This window comes from Glaciihabitans sp. UYNi722, from assembly GCF_040549465.1.
Classification (GTDB): domain Bacteria; phylum Actinomycetota; class Actinomycetes; order Actinomycetales; family Microbacteriaceae; genus Lacisediminihabitans.
Map to the genome: position 1 here is coordinate 127,128 of NZ_JBEPTL010000006.1, position 13,386 is coordinate 140,513.

13 protein-coding genes and 1 tRNA gene are annotated in these 13,386 nt (G+C 62.0%); 9 read left to right on the top strand and 5 right to left on the bottom strand.

All coding sequences use genetic code 11. The features are described from left to right. Position 1: 1 nt before the first annotated feature. Positions 2-1,129 (bottom strand): phosphoserine transaminase, encoded by a 1,128-nt coding sequence (gene serC / locus ABIB56_RS06400; RefSeq protein ID WP_354568237.1) that lies wholly within the window; start codon positions 1,127-1,129, stop codon positions 2-4. Positions 1,130-1,235: 106 nt separating this feature from the next. On the opposite strand from serC, the gene ABIB56_RS06405 reads away from it, so the two are divergent. Together ABIB56_RS06405 and ABIB56_RS06410 are read left to right on the top strand one after the other, a co-directional pair. Next, the gene (locus ABIB56_RS06405) at positions 1,236-1,928 is read left to right on the top strand and encodes an iron-dependent transcriptional repressor DtxR (protein WP_354568238.1); all 693 of its coding nucleotides are present in this window, start codon (positions 1,236-1,238) and stop codon (positions 1,926-1,928) included. Between the two features lie 320 nt (positions 1,929-2,248). Continuing rightward, positions 2,249-2,746: an HNH endonuclease gene (locus tag ABIB56_RS06410; protein WP_354568240.1), complete on the top strand. Its 498-nt coding sequence runs from the start codon at positions 2,249-2,251 to the stop codon at positions 2,744-2,746. Positions 2,747-2,752: 6 nt separating this feature from the next. Here ABIB56_RS06410 and ABIB56_RS06415 read toward each other — a convergent pair whose 3' ends face one another. Continuing rightward, on the bottom strand, positions 2,753-3,727 hold the full coding sequence (locus ABIB56_RS06415; RefSeq protein WP_354568242.1) for an alpha/beta fold hydrolase: 975 nt from the start codon (positions 3,725-3,727) through the stop codon (positions 2,753-2,755). 204 nt (positions 3,728-3,931) lie between these two features. Between ABIB56_RS06415 and ABIB56_RS06420 the strand changes: the two genes are divergently transcribed. Continuing rightward, positions 3,932-4,006, top strand: a tRNA-Arg gene (locus tag ABIB56_RS06420). Between the two features lie 1,538 nt (positions 4,007-5,544). Here the strand turns inward: ABIB56_RS06420 and ABIB56_RS06425 are convergent. The 3 genes from ABIB56_RS06425 to ABIB56_RS06435 form a co-directional block, all read right to left on the bottom strand. Then, positions 5,545-5,736, bottom strand: coding sequence for a Rossmann-fold NAD(P)-binding domain-containing protein (locus ABIB56_RS06425; protein ID WP_354568244.1), 192 nt, complete (start codon positions 5,734-5,736; stop codon positions 5,545-5,547). Positions 5,737-5,756: 20 nt separating this feature from the next. Continuing rightward, complete coding sequence (locus tag ABIB56_RS06430; protein ID WP_354568246.1) at positions 5,757-5,930, bottom strand: SDR family NAD(P)-dependent oxidoreductase; 174 nt, start codon at positions 5,928-5,930, stop codon at positions 5,757-5,759. 73 nt (positions 5,931-6,003) lie between these two features. After that, positions 6,004-6,219, bottom strand: a complete 216-nt coding sequence (locus ABIB56_RS06435; protein WP_354568292.1) for a LysR family transcriptional regulator — start codon at positions 6,217-6,219, stop codon at positions 6,004-6,006. Between the two features lie 82 nt (positions 6,220-6,301). Between ABIB56_RS06435 and hisD the strand changes: the two genes are divergently transcribed. From hisD to ABIB56_RS06465, 6 genes are all read left to right on the top strand, one after another. Further along, on the top strand, positions 6,302-7,621 hold the full coding sequence (hisD, locus tag ABIB56_RS06440) for a histidinol dehydrogenase (RefSeq protein ID WP_354568247.1): 1,320 nt from the start codon (positions 6,302-6,304) through the stop codon (positions 7,619-7,621). Between the two features lie 63 nt (positions 7,622-7,684). Continuing rightward, positions 7,685-9,019 carry an ABC transporter substrate-binding protein gene (locus tag ABIB56_RS06445; protein WP_354568249.1) on the top strand — a complete coding sequence of 445 codons (1,335 nt, stop codon included), beginning with the start codon at positions 7,685-7,687 and terminating at the stop codon, positions 9,017-9,019. Positions 9,020-9,171: 152 nt separating this feature from the next. After that, positions 9,172-10,002: a carbohydrate ABC transporter permease gene (locus ABIB56_RS06450; protein WP_354568251.1), complete on the top strand. Its 831-nt coding sequence runs from the start codon at positions 9,172-9,174 to the stop codon at positions 10,000-10,002. After that, the gene (locus ABIB56_RS06455) at positions 9,999-10,802 is read left to right on the top strand and encodes a carbohydrate ABC transporter permease (protein ID WP_354568252.1); all 804 of its coding nucleotides are present in this window, start codon (positions 9,999-10,001) and stop codon (positions 10,800-10,802) included. Before ABIB56_RS06450 ends, ABIB56_RS06455 begins: the two co-directional genes overlap by 4 nt. Continuing rightward, positions 10,802-11,476, top strand: coding sequence for a nitrilase-related carbon-nitrogen hydrolase (locus tag ABIB56_RS06460; RefSeq protein ID WP_354568294.1), 675 nt, complete (start codon positions 10,802-10,804; stop codon positions 11,474-11,476). The genes ABIB56_RS06455 and ABIB56_RS06460 overlap by 1 nt, the downstream gene beginning before the upstream one ends. A 188-nt stretch (positions 11,477-11,664) precedes the next feature. After that, positions 11,665-13,317 (top strand): glycoside hydrolase family 13 protein, encoded by a 1,653-nt coding sequence (locus tag ABIB56_RS06465; RefSeq protein WP_354568253.1) that lies wholly within the window; start codon positions 11,665-11,667, stop codon positions 13,315-13,317. Positions 13,318-13,386: the final 69 nt, after the last annotated feature.

A 13,386-nucleotide genomic window follows, 5' to 3' on the forward strand; every position in this document is an offset into this window, starting at 1 on the left:
GTTACAGGCTCTCGCTGACACTGTGCTCGACTACATAGGCGAGCGATGACACCAGCTTGCGCACGTCATCCGGTTCGATCGCCGTGAAGACGGCCACGCGAAGCTGATTGCGTCCGAGTTTCCGGTAGGGCTCCGTGTCGACGATGCCGTTGGCGCGCAGCGTCTTAGCGACGGCCGCCGCGTCGATCCTTTCGTCGAAGTCGATAGTGACGACCACCTGCGAGCGATGGTCCGGGTTCTCCACGAACGGCGTGGCATAGTCGACGGATGCCGCCCAGTCGTAGAGCACGGACGACGACTCTCTGGTGCGTGCATCCGCCCAGGCGAGCCCGCCGTTGCCGTTGATCCAGTCGACCTGGTTCTCCAGCAGCAGGAGCGTGGACAGCGCGGGAGTGTTGAGCGTCTGCTTGAGCCGTGAGTTGTCCACGGCGTTCTTGAGACTCAGGAACTCGGGGATCCAGCGTCCGCTCTCCGCGATCTGCTCGACCCGCTCGATCGCGGCGGGGGAGAAAAGGGCAAACCAGAGGCCGCCATCCGAGGCGAAGTTCTTCTGCGGGGCGAAATAGTAGACGTCGGCCTGCGAGGCGTCGAAGTCGACCCCACCGGCCGCGCTGGTCGCGTCGATGACGGTGAGGGCGCCAGGGTCGCCGACGACGCGGGTGATCGGAGCCATGACCCCGGTGGAGGTCTCGTTATGTGGCCAGGCGTAGACGTCGACGCCTTCGACGATCTCGACCTCGCTGCGCGATCCGGCCGGGGCGTTGACCACGTGCGGCGCCTCGAGGAACGGCGCGCTCGCCGCCTGGGCGAACTTGGAGCTGAACTCGCCGAAGACGAGGTTCTCGCTGCGTTTGCTGATCAGCGAGAAGGCTGCGGCATCCCAGAACGCGGTGGAACCGCCGTTGCCGATGACGACCTCGTAGCCGTCGGGAAGCCGGAACAGATCGGAGAGCCCCGTCTGCACGCGTCCGACCAGATTCTTGACCGGCGCCTGGCGGTGCGAGGTGCCGAGGATCGCAGCCCCCGCACCGGAGAGATAGGCGAGCTGTTCCGGTCGGACCTTGGATGGTCCGGCGCCGAATCGTCCGTCGGCGGGCAGCAGGTCAGTGGGGATCGTCAAGTCCGGCATGTGGCCAATTCTATTGCCCGGGTTTCGGCCGCTATTGCCGGAATGCCGCGACACCCACGCAGGTTAGGCTTACCTGAGAAGTCGTACGCGGAAAGGTGGAGGTCACGTGGCGGATTTGATCGACACCACCGAGATGTACCTGCGCACGATCTACGAACTCGAAGAAGAGAACATCTTTCCTCTGCGTGCCCGCATCAGCGAGCGCCTTGGACACTCCGGCCCCACCGTTTCGCAGACTGTCGGTCGCATGGAACGTGACGGACTCGTCGTGGTCGAAGGCGACCGCCACCTGTCGCTCACCGCCGAAGGTCGCAGCAAAGCCATCCACGTTATGCGCAAGCATCGCCTGGCCGAGCGACTGCTCGCCGATGTGATCGGCCTGGACTGGGCCCTCGTTCACGAGGAGGCCTGTCGCTGGGAGCACGTGATGAGCGAGTCGGTCGAGCGCCGGATCATCGAGATGCTCGAGCATCCGACGCAGTCCCCCTACGGAAATCCGATCCCAGGCCTCGACGAGCTGGGCGACCACCCCGCGGGAAACTTCTCCGACGGCGTGGTCAACATCGTCAACTTCGTGCTCGGCGCCGTCGGACCGGTGAAGGGTGTCATCCGTCGCCTTGGTGAGCCGGTGCAGTACGAGGTAGAGCTTTTAGAGCAGCTGCGTGCCGCCGGGGTCATGCCAGGGGCGAAGGCGAGTTTCTCGCGTGCCGGGTCGTACGTGCTGGTGGAAGTTGAAGGCCAGGACGAGGGCATCGAGCTGCCGAACGAGGTCGCGATCCACGTCTACGTTGGCATCTAACAGCCGCTTAACGCCTGATGAACCGGCGCGCCCACGATCCGGGGTGCGTCGATTCTGGGTTACCCTAGGATTCTTGCAATTCTGAGAGTTGATTTCGGGAGAGCCGAATGTTGAAATCGCGCACCATCCAATCCGTGGATGCGTGCGCGTTCTTTTTCATACGGCACAGCAGTCAGCGGCGCGTGGTCACTCGCGCGCTACAGCACAAGGCACTGTCGTACTGCCAGTGCCTTTTTGTTTGTCCGCTCGCTCCTAATTCTTGGAAGTAGCAGGGTGCATCGATCTGCCTGCAAGCCGTGCAGGCATTCGAAAGGATGAGAATGCGCACGCTGGTCCTCAACGCGGGCTTTGAGCCCCTTGCCGTGGTGTCTTTCAAGCGAGCGCTCGTGCTCGTGATGAACCAGAAGGCGACGATCGTCGCTGCGGATGCCGAGCATCCGGTCTGGGGGTCAAGCGGGTCGTACGATCGCCCATCGGTGATCCTGCTCACCCGTTACGTGCGCATCCCGAATTCGCGGCTGATCCCGGTGTCGCGCCGTGGTGTGCTGCGGCGGGACGGCCAACGCTGCGCCTACTGCGGCGGGTCGGCGAACACGATCGATCATGTGCTGCCGCGCTCGAGAGGTGGGCAGGACAGCTGGGAGAACCTGGTGGCCTGCTGCCTGCGCTGCAACAACGTGAAAGGCAATCACACGCCGAACGAGATGAACTGGACGCTGCGCGTGCGGCCGAAGCCGCCGCACGGCACGTCGTGGTTGGTGCGCGGTGTGGAGCGTACAGAGGCCACGTGGGAAGAGTTCCTGGCGCCCGCCGCGTAGCTCGACTCAGCGTTCCCCGGCTTCTTCGTCGATCGCCTCGGCGGTCTGCGACTTGCCCTCTTCGATCTTGTCGTCGTCGCCCTGGATCACGCCCACCGTCTCAGTGATGCGACCTTTCAGGGCTTTGGCGGCATCCGCGATCGAGGGAACGGGGTCGTCCTTCGGCTCATGATCGCCGAGCACATGCAGGATGTCGTCGTCACCGGCCTCGATTTCGCGCGCGTGCTCGACGCAAAGTCGTGCCACCTCTTCGGCGTGTGCGTACATGACGGAGTGGGCAGCGCCCGGGATCTCCCACAGCTTGGATGACGGCAGCAGTTCGCCGACCTGCTCGACCCAGTCGCGCGGGGCGACGGCATCGAACTCGCCGCGAATGACCAGCGTGTGCGCCTTCACATGCGGCAACCGCTCCTCAATGGGGAACGCCATCATCTTGGGCAGAATGCGCGAGAACCACCGGAAGCCACAGAACAGGTAGGCGCTGACGGCGAGCACCTTCACGGTCGCCGGTTCGTACCAGCTGGACTGCAGGAGGCGCATGGCCTGGGTGAGCACCCGCCGCTCGGTCGGGTGGATAACGGGGCCGATGAGCACGAGCGTGCTGAGCTCGGGGCGCCGCGACGCCAGGTCGCTGACGATCTGGCTGCCCATCGAATGCCCGACCACGATCGGATCCTCGAGGTGCAGCTCGTCGATCACCTTTCCGACCAGGTCGGCGTAGGCGGGGATCGACAGGGCGTTCGGCGGATGCGGCACACCACCGAACCCGGGAAGGTCGAGGGCATGCACCGGCCCGAACTCGTTGAGGTGCGGCGCCAACTTCTCGAAATAGGTGGACGAGACGCCGATGCCCGGAACCAGCACGAACGGCCGGATGCCGCCGGTGCCGATCGAGTTCACCCGCACGTAGATGTCGCCGTCGTAGACGCGGCTCACGTCGACGTCGGTGCGCGCAGCTGTGCGGGGCTTGCGTCTCTCCACGTCACGCTCCTCACCGATCGGGCAAGTTTAACATCGGGCCAGCCGCGCGCCGGGTGTCGATGGAATATGGCGGCCGTCTCGGCACCCTGGCCACGCTCTTCCCGGCGGGGCACGTCATTTCAGCTCCGCGCCGGTCACGCCGCAGCTCGTCGACGGCGTCACAACCATCAGATAGCGGATGCCTCGGCTAAACTCGTCAGGCCAGCCTCTGTAGCTCAATGGAAGAGCAGTTCCGTCCTAAGGAAACGGTTGGGGGTTCGAGTCCCTCCAGGGGCACCAGAAGTACGGGGATTCATGGGTGTAAAACGGGGCCGATTTAGGCCCAAACCCGGTTTACTCTGATTTTTGAACGTGGAGCAATTCTCAGATGCGGATGAGAAACGGCCTAAGAAGCGGCCTGTTCGTCCTCAACAAGCCGCAGCACCGTCTGGGGCGCGAGCCGGTCCAGGGCGCCCGAGCGTCGAACGCAGGAGCGACCTTCTTGCCGACGTAGTGGCGCGTGGTCACTGAGGTGGAGGTGTGATTCGCAAATCCGCTGGCGGCCTCGATGCCGAAGACGGCATCGATTTCCGACAGAGCAGTCTTCCGAAGGTTATGGGGGCTGACCCAGCCGAGACTGGCGGCGTCGCGGACGTTTCGCCAAGACTCACGAACGTTGTGAGGCGACAAAAGCGTGTGGTTCCGCGTAGCGAAAAGGAGCCCATCCGGATTATCCACCGAATACTCGAGGCGCTGCCGAATTGTAGGGAGTATCCACTCCGGCAAGATAACCTCGCGGGCACCGCCGGGGCCCTTCTTGGTATGGAACTGGCGATGGAATTTCATACCGGCAGGCGTGACGACCGTCGCAGCGATTTAGTAAAGTGCACGCGCTCGAAGTGATCGGCGCGGGCTAGCGAGCCGTCGAGTCGACCCTCACGACCAGCAGTTGGGGACCCACCGAATCGTCCAGCATCAAGACCACAGTTCCGAATAGCGGAGCCCTGCCAGGGCGGCGGTGAGCACGCCGCCGTGACGCCGAACTGCCGAGACCCGCCGCCCTGAATGCCCTGAGTGCCCCGAACGAGCATTCTGAAAAGCCTCACCGGATCGGCCACCGCTGCGAAGCGCGATCCGCGCACCGCGGATCGGAGAACGTCACGATGAGCGATCCGACTGCCAATGGCCGGCCAGCGCCACCGGGGCGCGGTCCGCCGCACACGGCGCGGCAGTCGAGCATGACGGCGAGCGAACCGGTGGGCCCCGCTGCGGCGAGCCTGACGGCTGAGCGTTCCGAAGAGCACCCTGATCGCTCCACCATCGCGACCAGCGATGTCCCTTGTCATCGGAGTGTCGGACCTCACGGGTTAGGTATTTGGAATCGACCCGATCTGCTCGGGGCGCGACTTTGAGCCATCCGGATTATCCAAATCTCAAAAATGATCTTGAACGGCGGTCACCAAATGGAGCGTGAGCGATGCAGCAAGCTGTTGCGTATGAGGTACGGGGAGTGAGAATTTCATCCGGGCGGGCTATATGCGACACCCGAGCTTCGACACGGCGCTGATGCCAATGTTTGTGCGGGAGTGCCCGCTGGTCGTCTCTGTTTCGGGCACCCATTGACGCAAAATCAGGTGTCACCCCGAGCTCCTTTGCCGCGCAGATTCCTCCTGCTGGGTAGCCGGAAGCTCAGCGGCTCGATCCCTGGCTCGTGAAATTCGCTCCGGGATACTGCTGCCGAGGAGGTTCATTCCTTGGTTGACGATGGGGCACGTCAACGAGTCAACTAAATCATCAACAGTCCCTGGTGTCTCTCGAACGTCACTGATGTGTAGGGCTTACCGCGTGTAGTTCACGTCCCAAATGGCACCGTTGTTGGGTCGGGATAGTCGGTCGATCAAGGTCGAAGCTGAGGTTTCCGGGGTGATCAGCGCCCCATCGGCGGCACTCTGCCGGAACCGTTGGGAGAGGGTTTCTCCGATCCGTTCGTGATCTTGGTTGCGAATCCATTCCTGCATCGCGGTGTCCACGCTCCCTGGACGGTACGCGTTCACGGTCTACCGCTTCCCTCGATTTCCGCGGCTAGGCTGCGGGTGTGGGCTGCGAGGGCTGCTTTGGATGTGGCGTAGGCGTCGCTGCCCACCATGCTGTGGGGTGAGGCGACGATGCCGCTGGAAATATTGACGATACGGCCCCATCGACGTTCGGACCAAAAGGTGACCATGAAGTGGACCAATATCGGCGCACGACGATGTTCCGGCCCCTCATAGAGGTGTCGGAACAGGGCATCTGGATGGTCATGGTGAGGGTCTATCGCGCTGGGCTACTTCCCTTCGTATGGATGCTTGGGCGAGGAACTTGTTTGCCCGCTTCGGGTGGGAAGAGACCGTAGTGAGGTGGATCCGGAAGCGCTTAACCAGCTCGGACACGGAAGGCTGAGTCATGCCGACGGCGGCGGCGGCCGCCGCTAACGTTCCGAGTGAAGCGACTCGCAAAAAGGCGCGGAGGTTGATCCAGCGTCATAGGGTTACCCTATGCTACGCCTTAGTTAAATCGGCCTTGTCCTGGGTTGCGGGTGTCGACAGTCTTATATTCATGAAATTGAGTCCCCGCTTCCTGGCCCAGCACGGCGATCGTCTCACTCACCTGAAAGCACCGGGCGTCGATGCACCGGAGGCGCAGCGTGACCCACGCGTTGCCGAGACCGTAAGTGCGATGCTTCTCGATATTAACACGAACGGCATCAATGCTATCCGTCGCTATGCGATGAAACTCGATGGGTCCGACCGCAACGATTTCGAGCTCAGCTCCGCCGAACTCGCTACTATCGGTGGCCGGCTCGCACCCAACCTCCGCGAGGCAATCCAGCTCGGATCGGTCCGTACAAAGCAGTTCGCCGCGCTCCAGCGTGCGCACCTGACTGACTTCGAGGCGCAAATCTTGCCTGGCCTCGTCGTTGGACAGAAGTACGTCCCCGTCGCCGCTGTCGGCGCTTATCTTCCCGCTGGCCGGTTTCCGCTCACCGCAAGTGCCTTCATGACCGTTGGGGTCGCCAAGGTGGCTGGCGTGCCGACGGTTATCGGCTGCACGCCTCCGCAGCCGGATGGCGGCGTCAACCCGTCTGTCGCGTATGCAGCATACTTGTCGGGGATTGATCACCTCTATGTTCTGGGAGGCGTCCAGGCACTCGCCGCTATGGCCTTCGGTTTACTGGGGCAAGATCCCGTGGACATGCTGGTCGGGGCGGGTAATGCCTTCGTCGCCGAGGCGAAGCGACAGCTTTTTGGTACGGTCGCGATCGACCTCCTAGCCGGACCGAGCGAGGTGGCCGTAATCGCCGACGGCAGCGCAAACCCTGAGACAGTGGCAGCGGACCTTCTTGGACAAGCTGAGCATGGTCCCACCTCGCCTGCAGCTCTGGTGACGACGTCCGAGGCGCTCGGCCGCGCCGTTCTCGAAGCGGTCGAACGCCAGCTCGCAACCCTCTCCACCGCAGAGATCTGCGGGCCAGCTTGGCACGATTTCGGCTCCATTGTCCTCGTCAATAGCCGCGAGGATGCCGCTCTCGTCATGGATGAGTTCGCGCCCGAGCACCTTGAACTCCAGACGAAAGATGACGCCTGGTACCAGGAAACGTTGACCAACTACGGGTCACTCTTTGTCGGACCTTGGAGCACCGTCGCGTACTCGGATAAAGGAATGGCAGGTACTAACCACACGCTGCCGACTGCGGGCGGCGCAAAGCACAGCGCAGGGCTCTCCGTTTCGCGTTACCTTAAGCCGCTGACGTTCCAGCGAATTGCTCGTGAAGCGACTCCGTCACTTGCCAGTGCCGTGGACGTCATCTCCGCCAGTGAGGGAATGACAGCTCACCAGGCGACCGCCACTATGCGCCTTGCCAACTATGCCTCTTGACCCAATCCGCCCTGCGACCATCCTTCGAAGCACTCCCGCCTCCCACACCATCCGGAAGAAGTCATGAGAAATACCAGCACTGTTCGGCTAACCGTCCTCGCGGTCGGCGCCGTCGCCACCGCACTCGTCCTATCTAGTTGCGCAGCCCCCGGCGCCGGCTCAGCCCGGGACGCGCCGGCGGGATCGACGATCTCGTCGAAGGTCTCGGTCGCCGACGTCCAGAAGCTCGGCAAGACGACTCTCAAAATGTGGGCCGACCAAGCCGAGGAGCCACTAATGAAAGACGTTGTCCCGGCGTTCGAGAAGACGTACCCGAACGTGACTGTCGACATCACCTACAAGAGCTTCGACGACCTCGTGTCCACGGTAGTCAATGCCGCCGCGAGTGCGAGTGCACCGGACGTCTTCCAAGGCAACATCGGCTACGCGGTCGACGGTGCTCTCGTGAAGGCGAAGTTGGTCCGCCCCCTCGATGACGTCGCGAAGGTCTCCGGGTGGAACTCTGGCACCGGGGCTTCAACCCTCGATCCCGCCAAGTGGAATGCGGCCGGAACCACCTTCGGTGCCGGGGCGCTGTATGGCATGTCACCGATCAGCGAGGTCCAGGGCATCTACTACAACAAGTCCAAGCTTGGGGCTCTCGGTCTCCAGCCTCCGACAACAATTGCCGAACTCGAGACAGACCTTCCGACCGCCGAGAAAGCGGGTATGCAGCCGATTATGCTCGGCAATTCTGACCAGTACGCCGGTACGCATATCTTCAGCGACATCGCGGTGACGGATCAGACGCCCGCAGGCATTCGCGCCTGGATCGGCGGCAAGTCTGGCTCGACTTTCGAGACGTCTGGGAATGTTAAGGCGGCCGACACGATGAAGGTGTGGGCGAAGGCTGGCTACTTCGGGAGCGGTTACGACGGGCTGAGCAACCAAGATGCCATCGCGAAGTTTGCCAAGGGCGACGGCGTATTCTTCGTCGGCGGTTCCTGGAACGGTGCGTCGCTCACATCCGCGGAGTTCGGGCTTTCGTCGCTGACCTCCGGTGGTGTCGGCGCCACCGCATCGCCTTGGCACATCAGCTCCAAGACGAACAAGACTGCCGCTGCGATCGCCTGGCTCGACATGCTCCACACGCCGACCGTCGGTCAGGAAATCCTTGACACTGGCCGACTTCCCGTCATCACCGACGGCGTCACGTCGAAGGATCCTCTCCAAGAAGAAACCCTGACGGCTTTGAAGGAGACCATCGCTGCGGGCACACAGGTGGGTTACTACGACTGGACAACGACCGACATGCTCACCGTCATGGGAGGCGGCCTGCAGGAAGTGATGGCCGGACGCACGTCCAGTGAGGACTTCACCAAAACTGTACAAGCCGCCTGGGTCAAAGGCCACAAGTGACTTTCGTCACCCATCGGCGGAGCGCCGTCGCTGTCCCCACGGGGCCGCGACGGCGCTCCCGCCTGACCGGACCGACCTGGTCTAGCTTGCCGTACGTCGCGCCAGCCCTAGCATTTTTCGCGATTTTCGTCATTTATCCGATCTGTGTCTCCGTGCAGACCTCGTTTTACAACTACGACGGTCTGACCGTCGCCACCTTTGCAGGCTTTTCGAACTACGTCAACGTCTTCGCCGACTCGAATCTGAGGGCGGCCCTCGGGCACTCGCTGCTGCTGCTCGTCTTCTACGCAGCTCTCCCCGTTTGCATCGGGCTTCTCTTGGCAGGCGCGATGTCTCGGATCCGGATCTACGGACTCACGGTCTTCCGTGCGCTGCTCTTCCTGCCACAAATCCTCTCAAGCGTTGTGGTCGCCGTCGCGTGGCGAGGGATGCTCGCGTCAGATGGTCCTGTCAACTGGCTGCTGAGACACATTGGTCTGGGTGCGTTTGCCACGAGTTGGCTGGGGAACTTCAACACAGCACTTCCGTCGATCGGTCTTATCGGCACTTGGGTTGAATACGGCCTCTGTATGGTCCTGTTCCTCGCCGGCATCGTCACGATCGATCGGTCGCTCTACGAGGCGGCGCGTCTTGATGGGGCTGGTCCGGTTCGCGAATTCTTCGCAATCACTCTGCCGGCCCTGCGCCCTCAGGTCTCGATCGCGCTGATCCTGACCATCACGTTCGCCCTGCGCAATTTCGACCTTATTTGGAACACCACGCGAGGCGGGCCCGGCACATCGACGACCGTCCCCTCGCTCTATGTCTACCTTGATGCCTTCCAGAATCGTCAGCTCGGCCAGGCGTCCGCCCTCGCCGTGGTCTTGACGATCATCATTCTGATCGTCGTCGCGATCGTCCAGGTTGCCGTTCGCGAACCATCAGCCCACCCCCGCCGAACCCGGTCCCTGCGCCGAATCCAAAGAGACGGGAGCGCCCGATGAAGATCAGCGTCCGCGAATCCGTCGGCACACACACGCTACTGGTGATCGCAGTATTCTTCGCCGTCTATCCTCTCGGCTCAATTATCATTTCGTCCCTTCAGAAAGCGTCCGGACCCGGCATCGGTTGGGGCAACTTCTCCATCGCTTGGAACCGCGGCCACTTCGCCTCCGCCCTTATCTCCAGCGCGCTCGTCGCCGCCAGCGTGGTCTTGATCACCGCGATCATTTCCTGCCTTGCCGGGTACGCCCTCGCCACCATGCGCGTCCCCGGCGGCCGGCTGATTCTCGGTGTCTTGCTGGTGGGACTGGTCCTGCCCTATGAGGTGACCGTGCTGCCGCTTTATCAGATGCTGTCGGGCTGGGGCCTGATCAATACATATTGGGCGTTGATCCTGCCCCAGATTGGGCTGTCAGTACCACTTGGTGTCTTCTGGATGCGCGCATTTTTCCGATCCGTGCCCGAGGAGATCCTGGAAGCCGCACGTCTTGACGGCGCCTCGCGCCTGCAAACCCTACGGCTCGCGCTTCTCCCGATCGCCGGCCCGGCCATTGCGACGCTGTCTACCATCCTGTTCCTTTTCACTTGGAACGAGTTCCTACTCGCGCTCATCCTGATACCAGACAATCAGGCTGTGCAGACCGCTCCTCTTGCGCTATCTTTCTTCTCGGGAACTGATCGGTCAAGTAATCCCTATGTCACAGCGGCAGCCGCCGTGTTGGTGGCTGTGCCGATCATCATCGCCTACGTGGTCCTGCAACGTCGCCTCATTACCGGTCTTACATCTGGCGCCGTCAAGTGATGCAGCAGCCGATGCCGGCCGCCGGAATGATCTGTGCCCAGCTGGATCCGTCGGTGACTGATCCGACTTCGAATCGCGCCAAATGCCTGGAAGCGGTCAGACACGCCATCGCTGATCGCGGTGACATCATTGTCCTGCCCGAGCTGGCTACGTCGTGCTACATGTTTGAGTTAACCGCCGAGGCGCGCGGGCTAGCGCTCGCGACCGAGGACAAGTTATTCGTAGAGATAGCTGAGCTGCTGAATGGCACAGACTCGATCGTCATCGTCTGCTTCTGTGAACTCGGCCCAGGAGAAACTCTCTGGAAAAGCGCTGAGGTCATCAGCGCCGCCGGAGTTCTGACCGACTACCGAAAGACCCATCTCTGGGACAGGGAAACCCTCTTTTTCCAGCTCGGCTCAGATCCTGCGCCCGTCATCGACACGGCGCCTGGACAAATCGGCATCCTCATCTGCTATGACCTGGAGTCCAGCGAGATGCCTCGAACCCTCGCCGTTAACGGCGCCTACCTGGTCGTTGTGCCTACAAATTGGCCTCTCGGCGAGCACCCCGACGATGAGCGTGCGGCCGAGATTATCACGCGCAAGCGGCGCCGCCAGCGAACGGCGTTTTTATTTTCTGCTGCGATCGCACGGGTTCCGAGCGCGGCCAACGATGGACTGAGGGCACAGTGATCATCGACCAGTTCGGATGGGTTAAAGCTTCAGCGACCTGGGGCGGGCGGAGATCATCTGTCGGAGCCCGTGGAACCGAGACGGCTAGCGGCGATATTTTCCTGCACCTCGCGCGCGACAAGGCAATCGCCCTCCCACAACGATCTCCTGGCCGACCGCCGGGTCGACATTTACGCCAAAGGACCTTCATGATCGACCTCACTGACGACACCTGGTGGCGGACTGCTGTCATCTATCAGATCTACCCTCGGTCGTTCGCCGACAGCAACGATGACGGAATCGGCGACCTACCCGGCATCACAAGTCGGCTTGACCACGTCGCTTCGCTCGGTGCCGATGCCATCTGGCTCTCGCCTTTCTATCCGTCGCCGCAGCGAGACGGTGGCTACGATGTTGCCGACTACCGCGACGTCGACCCGCACTTTGGCACCCTCGATGACTTCGATGCCCTTATTAGACGAGCTCATTCTCTCGGAATTCGAGTTGTCGTCGATCTCGTCCCCAATCACACCTCATCCCAGCACGTGGCCTTCCAAGCGGCACTCAGAGCGGCTCCCGGTTCACCCGAGCGTGCTCTTTTCCACTTCCGCGACGGCCTCGGTGAGGTCGGCCACCTTCCGCCGAACGACTGGGAGTGCATGTTCGAGGGCAGCGCCTGGACACGAGTGTTCGAGCCCGACGGACAACCTGGACAGTGGTACCTCCACCTTTTCGACGAGTCGCAGCCCGACTGGAACTGGGACGACCCACGCGTCCGCGACGATTTTGAAACCACCCTTCGTTTCTGGCTCGATCGCGGAGTGGATGGCTTCCGCGTGGACGTCTGCGATGCCTTGGTTAAGGCGCCCGGTCTGCCGGACTGGCCGCACCCTACTCACGGTGTCGTCGAGCCCATTGAGGGGCGTATGCCTCCGATGTGGGATCAGGAGGGGATCCATGAGATCTTCCGCGCCTGGCGGAGGATCCTCGACTCCTACGAAGGGTCTCGGATTCTCTGCGCCGAGGCATGGTTGCCTCCCGAGCGGACTGCACGTATCGTCCGCCCCGACGAGATGAACCAGGCGTTCAACTTCGCCTACCTCGAGCAGCTTTGGGATGCCGAGGCCATCGGAGCGACGATTACCGCTTCGCTCGCGGCGAACGAGGCAGTCGGAGCACCCACCACCTGGGTGCTGTCGAACCACGACGTGATGAGGCACGCAAGCCGATTCGGCTACGAGGGGCTGGTGGCACTCGAACATGGCGTAGGATCCGACGATCCACAACCCAATCGCGAACTTGGTCTTCGCCGAGCCCGCGCTGCGACGGCCCTCATGCTCGCACTTCCGGGCTCTGCATACCTTTACCAAGGCGAAGAGCTTGGACTCCCAGAGGTGACCGACCTCCCGGACTCAACGCGCCAAGACCCTATTTGGGAAAGATCGAAGCGCAGAATCCGCGGACGCGACGGTTGTCGAGTCCCATTGCCCTGGGACCACACCACCGGTTCCTACGGCTTCTCGTCCGTCGACGCCGACAAGACGTGGCTACCAATCCCCGTGTATTACGCACCCCTTTCCGTCGCCTCGCAGGTCGACGTCCCTCACTCCACCCTTGACTTTTACCGGTCGGCACTCGAGATCCGCCGACGTTTACAACTAGGAGGGGGCAAAGTCGTCTGGACCAACCACCCGAAGACTGGCTTTGTATCTTTTAGAAACGGTAATATCACCGTCATCGCCAATGTCTCCGGAACATCGTCCGCTTTGCCGGAGGAGGCGAAAATCGTTCTGACATCAGATCCTTCTACCGCCAACACCAGAATCATTCACCCGAACATGACCGTGTGGATCCAAGACTGATTTATTGGACCGGACCGACGCGCCGTTACAGACAGATCTCGGATCTGAACCGCTCTGGGTTTGATGGAG